This window comes from Streptomyces sp. NPDC041796 (genome assembly GCF_055590785.1).
The window spans coordinates 307,164-323,575 of sequence record NZ_JBVJAH010000005.1; the positions used below are offsets into that span (position 1 = coordinate 307,164).

Annotated in this window: 14 protein-coding genes; 5 read left to right on the forward strand and 9 right to left on the reverse strand. The window is 73.1% G+C overall.

What is annotated here, in order from left to right; all coding sequences use genetic code 11:
• Positions 1–15 precede the first annotated feature (15 nt).
• The 7 genes from ACZ6C1_RS12245 to ACZ6C1_RS12275 all read right to left on the reverse strand — a co-directional run bounded on the left by ACZ6C1_RS12245 (position 16) and on the right by ACZ6C1_RS12275 (position 7,872).
• On the reverse strand, positions 16–993 hold the full coding sequence (locus tag ACZ6C1_RS12245) for an N-acetylglucosamine kinase (protein WP_469240376.1): 978 nt from the start codon (positions 991–993) through the stop codon (positions 16–18).
• Positions 990–2,255, reverse strand: a complete 1,266-nt coding sequence (locus ACZ6C1_RS12250; protein ID WP_469240187.1) for a 6-phospho-beta-glucosidase — start codon at positions 2,253–2,255, stop codon at positions 990–992. The genes ACZ6C1_RS12245 and ACZ6C1_RS12250 overlap by 4 nt, the downstream gene beginning before the upstream one ends.
• Before the next feature lie 6 nt (positions 2,256–2,261).
• A complete protein-coding gene (locus ACZ6C1_RS12255) occupies positions 2,262–3,143 on the reverse strand; it encodes a carbohydrate ABC transporter permease (protein ID WP_469240188.1) in 882 nt (293 codons plus the stop codon).
• A gap of 5 nt (positions 3,144–3,148) precedes the next feature.
• Entirely contained in the window at positions 3,149–4,090 is a 942-nt protein-coding gene (locus ACZ6C1_RS12260) for a carbohydrate ABC transporter permease (RefSeq protein ID WP_469240189.1), read from the reverse strand.
• Positions 4,087–5,415, reverse strand: coding sequence for an ABC transporter substrate-binding protein (locus ACZ6C1_RS12265; protein ID WP_469240190.1), 1,329 nt, complete (start codon positions 5,413–5,415; stop codon positions 4,087–4,089). Before ACZ6C1_RS12265 ends, ACZ6C1_RS12260 begins: the two co-directional genes overlap by 4 nt.
• Before the next feature lie 23 nt (positions 5,416–5,438).
• Positions 5,439–6,599 (reverse strand): ROK family transcriptional regulator, encoded by a 1,161-nt coding sequence (locus ACZ6C1_RS12270; RefSeq protein WP_469240378.1) that lies wholly within the window; start codon positions 6,597–6,599, stop codon positions 5,439–5,441.
• A 211-nt stretch (positions 6,600–6,810) separates the two neighbouring features.
• Entirely contained in the window at positions 6,811–7,872 is a 1,062-nt protein-coding gene (locus ACZ6C1_RS12275; protein ID WP_469240380.1) for a mechanosensitive ion channel family protein, read from the reverse strand.
• Between the two features lie 234 nt (positions 7,873–8,106).
• Here ACZ6C1_RS12275 and ACZ6C1_RS12280 point away from each other — a divergent pair, with 234 nt between their 5' ends.
• Positions 8,107–8,640, forward strand: a complete 534-nt coding sequence (locus ACZ6C1_RS12280; protein ID WP_073751115.1) for an HNH endonuclease — start codon at positions 8,107–8,109, stop codon at positions 8,638–8,640.
• Between the two features lie 169 nt (positions 8,641–8,809).
• Here the strand turns inward: ACZ6C1_RS12280 and ACZ6C1_RS12285 are convergent, their stop codons facing one another.
• Positions 8,810–11,809, reverse strand: coding sequence for a beta-N-acetylglucosaminidase domain-containing protein (locus ACZ6C1_RS12285; RefSeq protein WP_469240191.1), 3,000 nt, complete (start codon positions 11,807–11,809; stop codon positions 8,810–8,812).
• A 269-nt stretch (positions 11,810–12,078) separates the two neighbouring features.
• Here ACZ6C1_RS12285 and ACZ6C1_RS12290 point away from each other — a divergent pair, with 269 nt between their 5' ends.
• The 3 genes from ACZ6C1_RS12290 to ACZ6C1_RS12300 are packed head-to-tail and all read left to right on the forward strand — an operon-like array spanning position 12,079 to position 14,720.
• Positions 12,079–12,348 (forward strand): hypothetical protein, encoded by a 270-nt coding sequence (locus tag ACZ6C1_RS12290; RefSeq protein WP_469240192.1) that lies wholly within the window; start codon positions 12,079–12,081, stop codon positions 12,346–12,348.
• Entirely contained in the window at positions 12,349–14,472 is a 2,124-nt protein-coding gene (gene malQ / locus ACZ6C1_RS12295) for a 4-alpha-glucanotransferase (protein ID WP_469240193.1), read from the forward strand.
• A gap of 20 nt (positions 14,473–14,492) precedes the next feature.
• Positions 14,493–14,720, forward strand: a complete 228-nt coding sequence (locus ACZ6C1_RS12300; protein ID WP_469240194.1) for a hypothetical protein — start codon at positions 14,493–14,495, stop codon at positions 14,718–14,720.
• Positions 14,721–14,822: 102 nt separating this feature from the next.
• Here ACZ6C1_RS12300 and ACZ6C1_RS12305 read toward each other — a convergent pair whose 3' ends face one another.
• Positions 14,823–15,335, reverse strand: coding sequence for a MarR family winged helix-turn-helix transcriptional regulator (locus tag ACZ6C1_RS12305; RefSeq protein WP_469240195.1), 513 nt, complete (start codon positions 15,333–15,335; stop codon positions 14,823–14,825).
• Positions 15,336–15,442: 107 nt separating this feature from the next.
• Between ACZ6C1_RS12305 and ACZ6C1_RS12310 the strand changes: the two genes are divergently transcribed.
• Positions 15,443–16,369, forward strand: coding sequence for an EamA family transporter (locus tag ACZ6C1_RS12310; protein ID WP_469240196.1), 927 nt, complete (start codon positions 15,443–15,445; stop codon positions 16,367–16,369).
• The last annotated feature ends 43 nt before the right edge of the window (positions 16,370–16,412 follow it).

The window sequence follows — 16,412 nt, forward strand, 5'->3', positions numbered from 1 at the left end:
CCCGCCGGTTCCCCGTCAGACGCGCCGCGCGTAGTGCGCCCGCACCCGCGCGCGGGCCCCGGCGGACGCACCGACGTGGTCCAGGCCGAGCAGGGCCGCCCCCAGCACCGGGGGCTCGGTCACCACGTGGAGGGCGGCCTTCGGGGCCTTGACGGCCAGCAGTTCGGCGATCCGCCCGTTCAGCTGCGGGTGCCGGGCCGCCAGGACACTGCCGCCCAGCAGCACCGGGACCTCCTCGTCCAGCAGACCGAGCCGGTCCAGGGCGACCGTCGCCATCGCGACGACCTCCTCCGCCTGGCGCTCCACCACCGACCGTGCCACCGGGTCGCCCGCCGCGCCCGTCGCGAACAGCACCGGTGTCAGCTCGTGCCGCCGCTCGGCCGGGATCCGCCCCAGGTGGAGCGCCTCGATCAGCGCGTACACCGAGTCCAGACCGAAGTGCGCGGGCAGGGTCCGGGCCAGCTCCGTCGGCTCACCGCGCCCGTCCTCCGCCCGGGACGCGCACCACATCGCCTCCTCCGCGAGAGCCGAACCCCCTCCCCAGTCGCCGGAGATCCGGCCGATCGAGGGGAACCGGGCGGTGCGCCCGTCCGGCAGCATGCCCACGCAGTTGATGCCCGCGCCGCACACCACCGCGACGCCGCGCGGCTCGTCGACGCCCGCCCGGAGGATGGCGAACGTGTCGTTGCGCACCTCGACGGTCCGCCCCCACGCGCGCGCGTGCAGCGCGGCGGCCAACTCCGCCTCCTCGGCGGGGAAGTCGGCGTTGGCCAGGCAGGCCGACACGTGCCGTACGGTCCCGACGGACAGGTCCGTGGACGCCAGCGCCTCGTGGACGGTGGCCGCCAGCACGTCGAGCGCCGCCCCGACGCCCACCCGCGGCGGCTGGAAGCCCGGCCCGCGCGCCGCGGCCAGGACCGAGCCGTCCTCGCCGACGAACGCCACGTCCGACTTGCTGTTGCCCGCGTCGATCGCGAGGACGGCGGCCGTCATGCCCACGTGAGGTACTCCCGGTTGTGTGCGACCAGCCGGTCGGTCAGCCCTTCGGCGAGCGCGTACTGGCCGATCAGCGGGTGCGCCAGCAGCGCCTGGAACACCCGGTCGCGCCCGCCGCGCAGCGCGGCCTCCAGCGCCAGTTCCTCGTACGCGGTCACGTGCGCGACGAGCCCCGCGTACAGCGGATCGAGTTCCGGTACGGCCAGCGGCGAGGCCCCCGAGCCGTCCACGGCTGCCTGCACCTCGATCACCGCGTCGTCCGGCAGGAACGGCAGCGTCCCGGCGTTGTACGTGTTGACCACCTGCGTCCCCGGGGCGGAGCCGCCCAGCAGCGCCGCCGCCAGGTCCACCGCCGCCTCCGAGTAGAAGGCGCCGCCCCGCTTGGCCAGCAGCTCCGGCTTCTCGTCCAGCGCGGGGTCGCCGTACATCGTCAGGAGCTGTCGTTCCATCGCGGCGACCTCCGCCGCCCGGGACGGCCTGGTGCCCAGCTCGTGGACGACCTCGTCGTGCGCGTAGAAGTACCGCAGGTAGTACGAGGGGACGACGCCCAGCCGGTCGAGCACGGCGCGCGGCAGCCGCAGGTCGTCGGCGATGGCGTCACCGTGTTCGGCGAGCAGCTCCGGCAGGACGTCCTCGCCGTCCGGCCCGCCGAGCCGCACCCCCCGCTCCCAGGTGAGGTGGTTGAGCCCCACGTGGTCGAGGTGCACCGCGCCCGGCTCGACGTCCAGCAGCCTCGCGAACCTCCGCTGGAAGCCGATGGCCACGTTGCACAGCCCGACGGCCCGGTGCCCGGCCTGGAGCAGGGCCCGGGTGACGATGCCGACCGGATTGGTGAAGTCGATGATCCACGCGTGGGGGCTGGCCCGTCGTACGCGCTCGGCGATGTCCAGCACCACCGGTACCGTGCGCAGCGCCTTCGCGAGGCCGCCCGCGCCGGTCGTCTCCTGCCCGACACAGCCGCATTCCAGCGGCCAGGTCTCGTCCTGCTGCCGGGCCGCCTGCCCGCCGACGCGCAGTTGCAGCAGGACCGCGTCGGCGCCCTCGACGCCGGCGTCCAGGTCGGACGTGGTCGTGATGAGCCCGTTGTGGCCCTGTTTGGCGAAGATCCGCCGGGCCAGCCCGCCGACCAGGTCGAGGCGCTCGGTGGCCGGGTCGACGAGGGCCAGTTCAGCGATCGGGAGGGTGTCGCGCAGCCGCGCGAACCCGTCGATCAGTTCGGGGGTGTAGGTGGAGCCGCCCCCCACAACAGCCAGCTTCATACCCTTCTAGCCCTTCACTCCGGTCAAGGTGACGCCCTCGACGAACGCCTTCTGGGCGAAGAAGAAGACGAGGATCACGGGGGCCATGACCAGGACGGTCGCGGCCATGGTCAGGTTCCAGTCGGTGTGGTGCGCGCCCTTGAAGGACTCCAGGCCGTAGCTGAGGGTCCAGGCGGCCGGGTTCTCGGAAGCGTAGATCTGCGGCCCGAAGTAGTCGTTCCAGGCGTAGAAGAACTGGAACAGCGCGACCGCCGCGATGCCCGGCTTCGCCATGGGCAGAACCACCCGGACGAGTGTGCGCAGTTCGCCGCAGCCGTCGACCCTCGCCGCGTCCAGGTACTCGTTCGGGACGGTGAGGAGGAACTGCCGCAGCAGGAAGACGGAGAACGCGTCGCCGAACGCCATCGGGATGATCAGCGGCCACAGCGAGCCCGACAGGTCCATCTGCCTCGCCCAGAACAGGTACATCGGGATGATCACCACCTGCGGCGGCAGCATCATCGCCGAGACGACCAGCATCAGCGCGAGCCGCCGCCCCCGGAAGCGGAACTTCGCGAGGGCGTACGCGACGGGGATCGACGACACGACCGTCAGCAGCGTGCCGAGCCCGGCGTACAGGAGGGTGTTGCGCCACCAGGTCAGGAAACCGGGGGTGTTCCACACCCGCGCGTAGTTGCCCCACTCCCAGGTGTCGGGGCTGAGGTCGCGGGTGAGGGCCTGCTGGTCGCTCATGAGCGAGGTGAGGAAGAGGAAGACGAACGGCAGCACGAAGAACAGCGCCGCCGCGACGCCCAGCGCGTGCACGGCGATCCAGTGCATCACCGCCCTGCGGCGGGCCGTGCGTGACGCGGGCGTGGCCTTCGTCAGCGTTGCGGGAGCGTACGTCATGGCGGTCAGTCACCCACCTGTACGAGGCCGCCGCGCCGCCGCATCAGCAGTGCCGTGAAGGCCATGGCGAGGGCGAACAGCACCAGGGCGACGACGCACGCCGATCCGTAGTCGAACCGCTGGAAGCCGAGGTTGTACACGAGCTGCGGCAGGGTCAGCGTCGACTTCTCCGGGTATCCCGGCTCGAACTGCTGCCCGCTGTTGCCGATGACGCCGGAGGCGACCTTCCCGGCGACCAGGGGCTGTGTGTAGTACTGCATGGTCTGGATGACCCCGGTGACGACGGCGAAGAGCACGATCGGGGAGATGTTGGGCAGGGTGACGTAGCGGAAGCGCTGCCGGGCCGACGCCCCGTCCAGCTCGGCCGCCTCGTACTGCTCCTTCGGTACGTCGAGCAGGGCGGCCATGAAGATGACCATCAGGTCGCCGACGCCCCACACCGCGAGCACGGTCAGCGCGGGCTTGGACCAGGCCGGGTCGGTGAACCAGCCGGGGGCCGGCAGGCTCAGGTCGGTGAGTAGCGCGTTGACCGGGCCCGTACCGGGGTTGAGCAGGAAGACGAACCCGAGGGTGGCGGCGACCGGAGGGGCGAGGTAGGGCAGGTAGAACAGGGTCCGGAAGGCCCCCGCCCCCGTTTTGATCCTGGTGACCAGCAGCCCGACGCCCAGTCCGAAGACGACCCGGCAGGTGACCATGACGGCCACCAGCCACAGGGTGTTCCCCATGGACGGCCAGAAGGCGGGGTAGTCGGCGAAGACGTAACGCCAGTTCTCCAGACCGTTGAAGACGGGCGCCTGGAAGCCGTCGTAGTCCATGAACGAGAAGTACACGGTCGACACCAGCGGGTAGGCGAAGAAGACGCCGAAGCCGACCAGCCAGGGGGAGAGGAAGGTGACGGTCCTGAGCGCGCCACGGGTGCGCTTCGCGCGGAGCGTGCGGACCGTCACTTCGCCTTCTCGATGTCGGTGTCGATCTGCGCGGCCGTCTTCTCCAGCCCGGCCTTGAGGTCCGGCACCTTGCCCGCCTCGTACAGGTAGCCGAACTCCTGCAGGGTCACCTGGTAGGCACCGCCGTTGACGGACGCGGGGGTGGTGTTGGACCTGGGGTGGCGGGCGATGTCCAGGAAGGTCTGGAAACGCGGGTCCAGCTTCAGCTTCGGCGAGGCCAGCGCGTCGTGCGTGGAGGGGACGTTGCGCAGCTCGTTGGCGAAGTTCACGACCGCGTCCGTGTCGGTGGTCAGGTACTTCACCAGTTCCCAGGCGGCGTTCTGCTTCCGGCTGGTGGAGGCGATGCCGACGATGGTGCCGGAGAGATAGCCCTTGCCGTAATCGGCGGCCTGGGTGTCGGGGACCGGCAGCGGGGCGACGCCCACCTCGAAGGGCACCTTGGCGTCGGTGGTCATGCCCAGGCGCCATTCGCCGTCGAGCTGCATGGCGACCTGACCGGTGTGGAAGGGGTGCTTGGCGCCCCACTCGTCACCGAAGGTGCTCCGGTACCTCTCCAGCTTCTCGAACCCGCCCAGCTTCTGGATCAGGTTCCTCTGCCAGGTGAACATGGCGGCGAAGGCGGGGTCCTCGGCGATCTTCGACGTGCCGTCCTCGGCGAAGTACGTGGGGCTCCACTGGGCGACGAGGTGCCCGGGGGTGCTCTCGTAGCCGTGGAAATTGGGCATGAAGCCCAGCTGCTCGTACGAGTCGCCCTTCGGCCTGGTCAGCTTCCGGGCGACCTCGTCGAACTCGCTCCAGGTCTTCGGTGGCGCCGTGATCCCCGCCTCCTCGAAGGCGTCCTTGTTGTAGTACAGCCCGTACGCGTCGCCGAGCAGCGGCAGTGTGCAGCGCCTGCCCTGGAACTGGGTGTAGTCCAGGCGCGGTTTCGCGAAGGTCTTCTCCAGGTCGATCCCCGACTTCTCGATGAACGGCGCGAGATCGGCGAAGGCACCGGAGGAGCAGAACTTGCCCACGTTGTCGGTGGTGAACGACGACACCACGTCCGGGGCGTTGGACCCGCCGGCCCGCAGCGCCTGCTGGATCTTGTCGTCGGTGATGTTGGGGACGACTTTCACCGTGATGTCGGGGTGGGCGGCCTCGAACCGCTCGATGTTGGCGTCGACCGCCTTCACCTCGGACGGCGCGGACCAGCCGTGCCAGAACGTCAGCGTGACCCGGGCGTCGGGGTCGTCGCTCGCGCCGGCCCCGGCCGAGCCGGTGCAGGCGGACGTGAGCACGGCTATGGCGGCGGCCGAAGCGAGCACGCCAAGGGCTTTGCGGTTCATGGCGGTGACTCCTGAGGTGGGGTTCAACGGGAGGTGTCGAAGACTTCGTCGCGCGTGGCGGCCAGCGCGCTCTCCAGCGCGCCGCGCAGCACCGGGTGTCCCTGTACGCCGCCGAGGACGAGCCGTGGCCTGGACGCGGCCAGTTCCCCCAGCTCGGCCTGGACGCGCTCGCGCAGCGCCTCCCCGCCGGCGACGATCACCTCGCCGGACAGCACCACCAGCTCCGGGTCGAGGACGGCGACCATGGAGGCGAGACCCGTGGCGAGACCGGTCGCGAAGGCGTCGAGGAGCCTGCGGTACGGCTCCGCGTCCGAGTCCGCCGCCCGCCGGACGAGCTCGGCACCGACCTCGGCGTGCTCCCCGCGCGGGATCTCCTCGATGCCGTACTCGCGGGCCAGCCGGGGCAGCACCTGCGCGCCGGCCAGCTCCTGGAAGCCGCCGCTGTTCGCCTTGGTGACCTGCCGCACCAGCGGCGCGCCCGGCACGGGCAGGAAGCCGACCTCGCCTGCGCCGCCGGTGAACCCGCGGTGCAGCCGCCCGCCGAGCACGAGCGCGGCACCGAGGCCCTCCTCGTTCCACAGCAGGACGAAGTCGTCGTGCCCCCGTGCCGCCCCCAGCCGCTGCTCGGCCACCGCCACCAGGTTGACGTCGTTGTCGTACTCGACCGGCATCGGCAGGGCGGCAGCCAGCTCGTCCAGCAGCGTGGGGGAGTGCCAGCCCGGCAGGTGGGACGCGTACCGCAGCCGCCCGGTCGACGGGTCGAACGCGCCGGGCGTGCCGATCACCAGCCGGTGCACCTCGCCCCGGGTGATCCCGGCCGCCTTCACGGCCCCGTCCAGCGCCTCGGTCACCTGACGTACGACGTTCCCCGCCGTCTTCTTCGGGGTCGCCAGCTCGAACTCGCCGGCCACCGCCCCGGTCACGTCGGCGACGGCCGCGCGGATGCGCCGGGGGTTCACGTCCAGCCCGGCGGCGTACGCGGCGCGGGCGTTGACCGCGTAGAGCTGCGCGTTCGGTCCGGGGCGCCCCTCGGTCACCCCGGTCGCCACGACCAGTCCGGCCGCCTCCAGCCGTGCCAGTAGCTGGGAGGCGGTCGGCTTGGACAGGCCCGTGAGCCTGCCGATGCGGGTGCGGGACAGGGGTCCGTGTTCCAGCAGCAGATCGAGCGCCGCCCGGTCGTTCATGGCACGGAGGACACGTGGTGTGCCGGGGGTGTTGCCGACGGTTCCGGTCACGGGACGATGCACCTGCCCACACTGTTAGGAAACTTTCCTGTTGCGGTGGCCAGACGGTAGGACGCACGTCAGGGACGCGTCAAGACCCGGGAAGGCCCGGGACACGAACGAGGGCGCCCCCACCGTCGCGGTGGGCGCGCCCTCGTGTCCGTACCGGGTGCTACTTGGTGAGGTTCGCCGGCGGGTTCAGCGGGGTGGCCGCGACCGACTGGGGGGAGGTGGTGGAGGCGAAGGCGGACGGGGGCGCCATGGACGCGGTCGGGTCCGGGGCGTCCTCGGAAGGAGCCGCGGGCAGGCCGCCCACGATCCGGATGCCCACCTCGTCGAAGGCCCGCTTGATGCGCCAGCGCAGCTCACGCTCCACACCGAGCGACTTGCCCGGCATGGTCTTGGCCGACAGGCGGATCGTCATGGAGTCCAGCAGCACCTCGTTGAGGCCGAGGACCTCGACCGGGCCCCACAGGCGCTCGTTCCACGGCTCCTCCTTGGCCAGCGCGTCGCCGACCTCGGTGATCACCGTGCGGACGCGGTCCAGGTCCTCGGTCGGGCGGACCGTCACGTCGACCATCGCCGTGGACCAGCCCTGACTGAGGTTGCCGATCCGCTTGATCTCGCCGTTGCGGACGTACCAGATCTCACCGTTGTCGCCGCGCAGCTTCGTCACCCGCAGGCCGACCTCGATCACCTCACCGGAGGCGACCCCCGCGTCGACCGAGTCACCGACCCCGTACTGGTCCTCCAGGATCATGAAGACGCCGGAGAGGAAGTCCGTGACCAGGTTGCGGGCGCCGAAACCGATGGCGACACCCGCGACACCCGCCGACGCCAGCAGCGGGGCGAGGTTGACGTTGAAGGCGCCCAGGATCATCAGGCCGGCGGTGCCCATGATCAGGAACGAGGCGACCGAGCGCAGTACCGAGCCGATGGCCTCGGAGCGCTGCCGGCGCCGCTCGGCGTTCACCAGCAGTCCGCCCAGGGCGGACCCCTCGACGGCCTGGGCGCTGCGGTTCATGCGCTCTATCAGTTTGGTCAGCGCCCTGCGCACGAGGTGGCGCAGCACGACCGCCACGGCCAGGATCAGCAGGATGCGCAGACCGGTGCTCAGCCAGGTGGACCAGTTCTGTTCCACCCAGCCGGCGGCCTCACCGGCCTGCTTGGCGGCTTCGTCGAGCGACACCGGGGCGGGTGTGGGGTCTGCAGCCGAAACGGCGGACCAGAGCACGGCGGGAACCTCCAGGATGGACAAGCGGACCAATTACATTAACGGCGCATCGGGGGTGCTTCGTTGCCATGTTCGAGGGAGAGCTGCGTCTCACCTGGGGATGATCGGAGTGTGGTCGAAAACACTTCGGGCCCGTTACCGGTACGTGGTGGCGCTTCGACCTGGCATGAGGAGAGACTGAGAGCAGATCGTCCCGGCGCGAGCCACGCGCCGCCGGCGTAATAGGAGGCATCCGTGCCGCATGTCCTGGTCCTCAACGCGTCGTACGAGCCCCTCGGCGTCGTACCGCTCCGCCGCGCGCTCGTCCTCGTCCTGGAGAACAAGGCCATCTGCCTCGAGGAATCCGGCGCCTTCATGCACAGCGCGACCCGTGCGATCGCCGCACCCAGTGTGGTCCGCCTGAAGCGGTTCGTACGGGTCCCCTACCGGGGGCCCGTTCCTCTGACCCGCAAAGCCCTCTTCGCCCGCGACGGCGGGCGCTGCATGTACTGCGGTGGCGTCGCAACCAGCGTCGACCACGTCGTGCCGCGCAGCCGCGGCGGACAGCACGCCTGGGAGAACGTCGTGGCGGCCTGCCGCCGCTGCAACCACGTGAAGGCCGACCGGCACCTGCGGGAGCTGGGCTGGCGGCTCCACCAGCAACCCGCCCCGCCGACCGGCCTGGCCTGGCGCATCATCGGGACCGGACACAGGGATCCGCGCTGGCTGCCGTACCTCCAGCCGTACGGCGCGGACGACGCCATGGCCCGGATCGACAGGGTTTCTTGAGGGCTCGGTTCGGCTCCGGGGCGCCTAAGGCTGTGTCGACGGTCGATCGTGCTCGGTCCCTCGTGCCTCGGGCCCTCCGCGCGTTCTCCCTTTCGGCACAGCCGCGCCCCTTCGCCTCACTCGCCGCCACGAACCGGGAGCACCCCGACTGCCGGGCCGCCCCTGCGCCTCACTCGCCAGGCGCCCCGGCAGGTGCCCCCGGGGGAGCCGGCGCCGTCACCGCGTACGCCTCGACCGTGAACAGGGAGTAGCCGTACTCGGTCGCCCGCTCGTCGCCCTGGACACGGACGAAGCGGGTGCCCGGGGCGTCCATCCGGACCGTCTCGCGGCCCCCCTTCCCGTCCCGCACGGTCGCCGCCGTGCGCCAGACGCGGCCGTCCGCCGACACCTGGACGCGGTACTTCGCCGCGTACGCGTCCTGCCAGTGCAGGACGACCTGGCCGAGCCGGACCGGCCCCGCCAGCTCCAGCTGCCACCAGGCGCCGTCCTCGGCCGGGGAGGACCAGCGGGACTCCGGGTCGCCGTCGATCGCGGCCGGGGCGGGGAAGTCGGGGGTCTCGTCGCCCGACGAGGACGCCTTGGCCGTACGGGCCAGATCCGGGCCGCCCGTCGCCGGGTAGGCCCGGACGGTCAGGGTGCGCTCCTGGCCGGCGAACGACAGCGGCACCCGGTAGTCGCCCGACGGCGTGTCCGCCGGGACGGTGATGTCGACCGGGACGGTCGCGGCCGTGCCGCGCGGAACGACCGTCTGCTTCGGGACGGTGACCTTCAGGCCCTTCGGGGCCTTCGCCGTCAGGGTGCCGTGCACCTCGCCGGGCCGCTGGGCGGCCAGCACCGCGTTCACCCGGCGCGGGGCGCCGCCGATGACCGCGTCCGTCTCGGCGTGCGGGAGGTCGAGGCGGGCCTGCGGCTCGTCCGCGAACCAGGGCACCAGGGCCCGGACGCCGGGGGACCGGCCGCTCCAGGTGATCCGGACGGCGTCGGCGGTGAGCCCGCGCGCGGCCGCCTGGGTCCAGCCGCTCGCCGACAGGGCGCCCAGCGGCCGCCACCCCTGCCCGGGGACGTGCGCCTCGACGGAGCCGTTCGCCGGAACGCCGCCGGGGCCGTCACCGGGGTGCGCCCCCGGCAGCGTCATCGCGGTGACCGTGTCCAGGGGCCGGGCCCGGTCCAGGCGCACGGTGTACGTCCCGTCCTCCCGGGCCACGGTGCCCGCGTCCCGCGACGCGCCCGTCCACCGTGCCGCCTCCTCGACGGCCCGCGACAGGAACGGGTCCAGCACCCCCTCGCCCACCGTGACCGGGCTCGCCGCCAGTTCGCCCCGCAGCGGCTCCAGCTCCAGCGAGGCCCGCCAGGCACCGGCCCCGTCACCGCGCGCCTGCGCCTGGAGCATGTCGACGGCCGCCTCGCCGGCGCGGCCGTACCGCGCGAGCTGGTCCAGCCACGGCCGCACCTCGTCGTCCAGCGCACCGCCCGCCGTGCCCGTCAGCCGCTCGGGCGCCTGGCGCATCACGGAGAACGCCGCCCGCAGCTCGCGCGCCGCCCGGTCCCTGGCCGCCGCGTCCGCCGTCGTGCTGGCGCGCGTGCTCCAGAAGCCGGCCAGCAGCGGGCGGAGGTACGCCGACTCGGTGCGGCTGAGGATCGAGGAGGCGTCGTTGCCGGCGAGGGCGTGCAGCGCCTCACGGGCCTTCGGGTCGCCGCCCGCCAGGTCGCCGAGCGCGGCGTGCCAGGACTCCCCGGGGCGGTAGCCCTTGGGGTTCCAGGCGTAGTCGGCGGCGGTGAAGAGGGGGATGCGGGACGCGGCGGGCTGCTCCATCGCGTTGGCCAGCAGGGCGGCGGAACCGGCCGCGACGGCCGGCTCGCGGCCCATGTAGGGGCCCAGGAAGATACGGTCCTGCGCGTAGTCGTTGACCGGGTAGTTGTCCAGGGTGACCAGCGGGTGCTCGAACGCGTCCCGCGCGCCCGCCAGTTCACGGCCGGTGATCGTCCGCGGGACGACACCGACGCCCGTCCACGCCACCTGCACCCGGTCGTCCAGTTCCGCGGCGAGCGCGGTGCGGTACTCGGTGGCACCGTCCTGGTAGTACTCCGTCGGCATCAGCGTCAGCGGCTCGGCGTCCGGGTACCGGCCGGCCAGGTGCCGCGCCAGTTCCGTCGCCACGCGCGCGTGCGCCCGGGCCGCCGAGGCGGGGCCGGAACCGAAGGTGTCCGCGTCCCTGGAGCAGTGCCACTCGTCGTAGGAGGCGTCCTGGAACTGCACCTGGAAGGCGCGCACCCCGAGCGCGTACATCGCGTCGACCTTGCGCCTGAGCGCCGTCAGGTCGTCCTCGGAGGCCAGGCACATCGACTGGGCGGGCGACACCGCCCAGGCGAGCGTCACGTGGTTGCGCCGGGCCCGCTCGGCCAGTTCCCGGAACTCGGTCCGCTGGGCCGCCGGATAGGGCTCGCGCCACTGGCTCTGGCGGTACGGGTCGTCGCCGGGCGCGTAGAGGTACCGGTTCTGCTTGGTGCGGCCCATGAAGTCGAGCTGGGCGAGGCGCTGTTCGTGGCTCCAGGGGCGGCCGTAGAAACCTTCCGTCATGCCGCGCACGGCCGTGCCGGGCCAGTCGCGCACGAGGACGCCCGGCACCGACCCGTCGGCGGCTATGAGCTGGCGCAGTGTCTGGACGGCGTGGAAGAGGCCGTCCTTGCCGACGCCGTCGACGGCGACCGTGTCACGGCCCTCGTACCGGCCGGTGGCGATGCGGTAGCCGCCGGACGGCAGGTCGCCGCGCTCGGGCGCGCGGAGGGCGCGCAGCGCGTTCTGCGCGCCCGTGCCGCCCAACAGGACAACCGGGCCCCGCCCGTCCCGCCCGGTGTAGACGGTATGGACACCGGCGTCCCGCAGGACGCCCTCCAGCGCGGTCACGGCGTACGGGTCGGCACCCTCGCCCGTGAGGATCGTCACCTCGTCACCGAGCGGTACCGCGGTGCCGGCCGGGCGGAGGGACTGCGGCCGCGGCCACACCGGGGGCAGGGCGGCGCCCTCCCGCCCGGGCGCGGTCGTGGTGGGGGAGCCGGGGCCGCCGGGCGCGGCCTGCGCGCCGGGAGCGCCGCTGAGCAGGCCGCCGATCACGGCGACGGCAACGGCCGTCGCGGTCCGCCTTCCGCGGCCGAAGCGCCCGAACTGCACGCGCGTCTCCCCTCGTCTTTCGTTGTTCTGCGAGTAGCTTTGCCGGTGGCCGGACCGATGGCCGAACCGGTCGGTTTCGAGCCCACCACCGACTCGCCGAAGGTGTCAATGTGCGTGGCCGTTGTGTCGTATTTGCCTACCGGGGTACGGGGTGCGGTCCAACTCCCGGCACGGGAGCGCCATGTGACCGACGCCACGTTGGGCGGATGTGTGGCCGCCCACTGGGTAGGGCTGCTGTGTCCCACCGTCACCTTCACAGGGAGGCCACCGTGGCCGCTTCCGCCCAGCTCCTGCTCTCCGCCCTCTCCAAACAGGTCCCGGGTCCCGCGCCCGCCACCGAGCCCCCGGCCGCCGGCCACGGCCCGGGCTACTGCCCCCTCACCGGGCTGCCGGCCGCCGGCACCCCGCTGACCAGCGAGCCGCCGCTCGCCGACGCCACACCCCTGACGAGCGAACCCGCCCTCACCGACTTCACCCCCCTGACCAGCGAGCCGACCGCGCACCGCACGGCCGGCGGACCGGAGTCACCAGGAGCCTGAATGACCCTTGCCCGGCTCGCCGCGCTGCACGGTGTCGCCACCGCGTACTCCCCGTCCGCGGGCGTCACCGTCCCGGTCCCCGACGCCACGGTGGTGGAGGTCCTCGCCGCCCTGGACGTCGACGCCACCACGCCCGAGGCGCTGCGCACGTCCCTGGCCGCCACCGAGGCGGCCAGGGACGCCCGGCTCCTCCCGCCGACCCTGGTCCTGTGGCACGACGACCCGGCCGAGGGGGCACCGCCCCAGGGGCGGCCGCCCGAGCTGCCGCGCCCGCTCGCGGCGCTCCCGCCGGGCACCGAGGTTCGGATCACCACCGAGCACGGCGACGAGATCTCGGGCACGCCCCGCTATGCCCGGCTGCCGCTGGGTGTGCACCGGCTCGACGCCCGGGCGCGCGACGGGCGCACCGCGCACAGCACGCTCGTCGTCGCCCCCGCGCGCATGCCGCGACCGCCGAAGCGCGCGCACGGGGTCCTCGTGCAGCTCTACTCGCTGCTGTCCACCCGGTCCTGGGGCATGGGTGACCTCGGCGACCTCCGTGAGCTGGCCGGCTGGGCGGGCCGGGCCCTCGGTGCGGGGTTCGTCCAGGTCAACCCCCTGCACGCGGCCGTGCCGGGGACGCCCACCGACCCGTCCCCCTACCGCCCCTCCTCCCGGCGCTTCCCCGACCCGGTGCACCTGCGGATCGAGGACATCCCCGAGTACGCGTACGTGCGCGGCCATCTCGGCGCCGAGGAGCGCGCCGAGCTGGACGCGCTCACCGGGCGCGCGGCGGAGCTGCGCGAAGGGGTGCTGCGCAAGGGCGAGCTGATCGACCGGGACGCGGTGTGGGTGCTGAAGCGGCAGGCCCTGGAGCTGCTGTGGCGCGTGCCGCTCGGCCCCGGGCGGCAGGCCGCCCTGCGGGAGTTCCGCGCCGCGCAGGGGCAGGCGCTGCTGGACCATGCCACCTGGTGCGCCCTCGTCGAGCGGTACGGCGCCGACCGGCGGCAGTGGCCCGAGGGCCTGCGCGACCCGCGCTCGGCCGCCACCGCGCGGGAGCGGGACGAGCTGGCCGACCGTGTCGACTTCCACGGCCGGCTCGCCTGGCTCACCGACGAGCAGCTCGGCGCCGCGGCGCGGGCCGCCCGGGAGGCGGGCATGTCCGTCGGCGTCGTCCACGACCTCGCGGTCGGCGTCCACCCGGACGGCGCCGACGCGTGGGCGCAGGGGGACGCGTTCGCCGCCGGGATGTCGGTCGGCGCCCCGCCGGACGCGTTCAACGCGCGCGGCCAGGACTGGGGCCTGCCGCCCTGGCGCCCCGACGCGCTGGCCGCCTCCGGCTACGCCCCCTACCGGGACCTGCTGCGCGGGCTGCTGCGGCACGCCGGCGCGCTGCGCATCGACCACGTCATGGGGCTGTTCCGGCTCTGGTGGGTGCCCCAGGGCCGCCTGCCCACGGAGGGGACGTACGTCCGGTACGACGCCGACGCCATGCTCGCCGTCCTCGCCCTGGAGGCCCACCGCGCGGGCGCCGTCGTGATCGGCGAGGACCTCGGCACGGTCGAACCCGGCGTACGGGAGTCCCTCCAGCGGCGCGGCGTCCTCGGTACGTCCGTGCTCTGGTTCGAGCGGGACTGGGAGGGAACGCGGCGGCCCCTGGCGCCCGCCACCTGGCGGGCGGACTGCGTGGCCACCGCGACCACGCACGACCTGCCGTCCACCGCGGCCCGGCTCACCGGCGAGCACGTCGAGCTGCGCCACCGGCTCGGCCTGCTCACCCGTCCGCTGGAGGAGGAGCGGACCGAGGACGCCGAGGAGGTCGCCGAGTGGCTGGCGTACCTGCGCGAGCTGGGGCTGCTGGAGGAGGGGCCGCGCGACGAGGAGGCCGAGATCCGGGCGGTCTACCGCTTCCTGCGCCGCACCCCCGCCCGGATGACCGGGGTCTGGCTCCCGGACGCGGTCGGTGACCGCCGCCCGCAGAACCTGCCCGGCACCTGGGACCAGTACCCGAACTGGCGGCTGCCGATCGCCGACGCGGAAGGCCGCCCCGTCACCCTGGAGGACCTGGCCGCCTCGCCCCGCCTGCACGCCCTGATGGACGTGCTGCGGCCGTCTACGGCACCCCCGGACGCGCGGGGTCTTTAGGCGTTCGCTACGTTTGCACCGTGGACAAGAAGAACGCCCTGCGCGCCGGCGCCGTCGCGGCCGGTACGACGCTGATGATGCTGCTCCTGTCGTCCCCCGCGCTCGCGCTCACCCGCGACGACGGTGACGACCCGGGTCCCGGCCTGAGCGTGGCCGAGACCCTCGGCCTGTACGTCGCCGCCCCGATCGTGCTGTTCGCGGTGATCGCGGGCCTGGTCATGGTGCTCGACAAGTCCAAGAAGGTCTGAGGCCCTCCTCGCTTCGCTGAAGGCGCTGTCCCGCGGTCGCCCCGCCGGACAGCGCCTTCGCGCGCTCACTCCCCGGTGCCCGCGCCTCACCGCGGGCCCGTTCTAGGCGCCCGTGGCCCGGAGCAGCTTGCGCAGCAGGCCCGCGAGTTGCTCGGCCTCCTGGTCGTCCAGGGCCGCTTCCAGGGCTTCCCGCTGGACCGCGAGACCGGCCGCCACCGCTTCGTCCACCAACGCGAGCCCGCGTTCGCCGAGCGTCACCCGCAGGCCCCGCCGGTCGTGCGGGTCGGGGCTGCGGCTCAGCAGCCCGGCCCGCTCCAGCTTGTCCAGCCGTCCCGTCATGCCGCCCGTCGTCAGCATGAGCGTCGCCGACAGTTCGCGCGGCGAGAGCGTGTACGGCTCGCCCGAGCGCCGCAGTGTCGCCAGGACGTCGAACTCGCCGCGTGAGATGCCGAAGGGCGCGTACGCCTTGTCCATGCGGGCCGCCATGGTGTGGCTGAGCCGGTAGATGCGCCCGTAGACCGCCATCGGGACGGTGTCGAGGTCCGGGCGAACCACCGCCCATTGGGCGGTGATGGCGTCGACGGGGTCCGGGGCCGGGGATGTCGAGGAGGTCATGGGCGCAGTGTGGGCGTCCTCTCCCTTGTTCGCAAGAAAGATGCTTGCGTGTAAGTAGCTTAGCGCTAAGCTACTTACTGCCGAGCTACTCCAAGGGGGAACAACCGATGTCCCGCAAGGCCGCCGTCATAGCCCTCACCGCCCTCGCGCCCGTCTCCTGGGGCTCCACCTACGCCGTCACCACCGAGTTCCTGCCGCCCGACCGCCCGCTGTTCACCGGAATGGTGCGCGCTCTGCCCGCCGGGCTGGCCCTGCTCGCCCTCACCCGGACCCTGCCGCGCGGTGCCTGGTGGTGGAAGGCGGCGGTGCTCGGGGCGCTCAACATCGGTGCGTTCTTCCCCCTGCTCTTCCTGGCCGCGTACCGCCTCCCGGGCGGTGTCGCCGCCGTCGTCGGCTCGGTGGGGCCCCTCTTCGTGGTCGGACTGGCCGCCCTGCTGCTGGGCGACCGGCCCAGCGCGCGCGCCCTGTTGGCCGCCGTCGGTGCCGCCTTCGGGGTGAGTCTGGTCGTCCTGAAGGCGGGTGCGGCGTTCGACCTCGTGGGGGTGGTCGCCGGGCTCGCCTCCGCGGCCTCCATGTCGGCGGGCACGGTGCTCACCAAGCGCTGGGGCCGCCCCGAGGGAGTCGGTCCCCTGGTCATGACCGGCTGGCAGCTCGGCGCGGGCGGGCTCCTGATCGCGCCGGTCGCCTTCCTGGTGGAGGGTGCCCCGCCGGCGCTCGACGGGCGGGGCGTCGCCGGGTACGCGTACCTCGCGCTCGCCAACACCGCCGTCTCGTACTGGCTCTGGTTCCGCGGCATCGAGCGGCTGACCGCCACCTCCGTGACGCTCCTCGGGCCGCTGTCCCCGATCACCGCGGCCGTCATCGGCTGGGCGGCGCTCGGTCAGGCGCTGGGGCCGGTCCAGCTGGCCGGCATGGTCATCGCGTTCGGCGCGACGGTGGCCGGTCAGTGGACGCCCCGCCAACCGTTCAGCTCATCTGAAGAAACCGATGAGAAAGTTTCGATGGACCTAAGAGATCCGGCGGTGCGACGGTAGGTCCCGCAACCGAGATCCCCTTCGTGGGGAGAGAGGCAAGGGA

Excerpts from the sequence above, each read along its gene's own strand:
- ACZ6C1_RS12245 (WP_469240376.1), bottom strand. The coding sequence starts at position 993 with ATGACGGCCGCCGTCCTCGCGATCGACGCGGGCAACAGCAAGTCGGAC.
- ACZ6C1_RS12250 (WP_469240187.1), bottom strand. The coding sequence starts at position 2,255 with ATGAAGCTGGCTGTTGTGGGGGGCGGCTCCACCTACACCCCCGAACTG.
- ACZ6C1_RS12255 (WP_469240188.1), bottom strand. The coding sequence starts at position 3,143 with ATGACGTACGCTCCCGCAACGCTGACGAAGGCCACGCCCGCGTCACGC.
- ACZ6C1_RS12265 (WP_469240190.1), bottom strand. The coding sequence starts at position 5,415 with ATGAACCGCAAAGCCCTTGGCGTGCTCGCTTCGGCCGCCGCCATAGCC.
- ACZ6C1_RS12270 (WP_469240378.1), bottom strand. The coding sequence starts at position 6,599 with ATGAACGACCGGGCGGCGCTCGATCTGCTGCTGGAACACGGACCCCTG.
- malQ (WP_469240193.1), top strand. The coding sequence starts at position 12,349 with ATGACCCTTGCCCGGCTCGCCGCGCTGCACGGTGTCGCCACCGCGTAC.
- ACZ6C1_RS12305 (WP_469240195.1), bottom strand. The coding sequence starts at position 15,335 with ATGACCTCCTCGACATCCCCGGCCCCGGACCCCGTCGACGCCATCACC.
- ACZ6C1_RS12310 (WP_469240196.1), top strand. The coding sequence starts at position 15,443 with ATGTCCCGCAAGGCCGCCGTCATAGCCCTCACCGCCCTCGCGCCCGTC.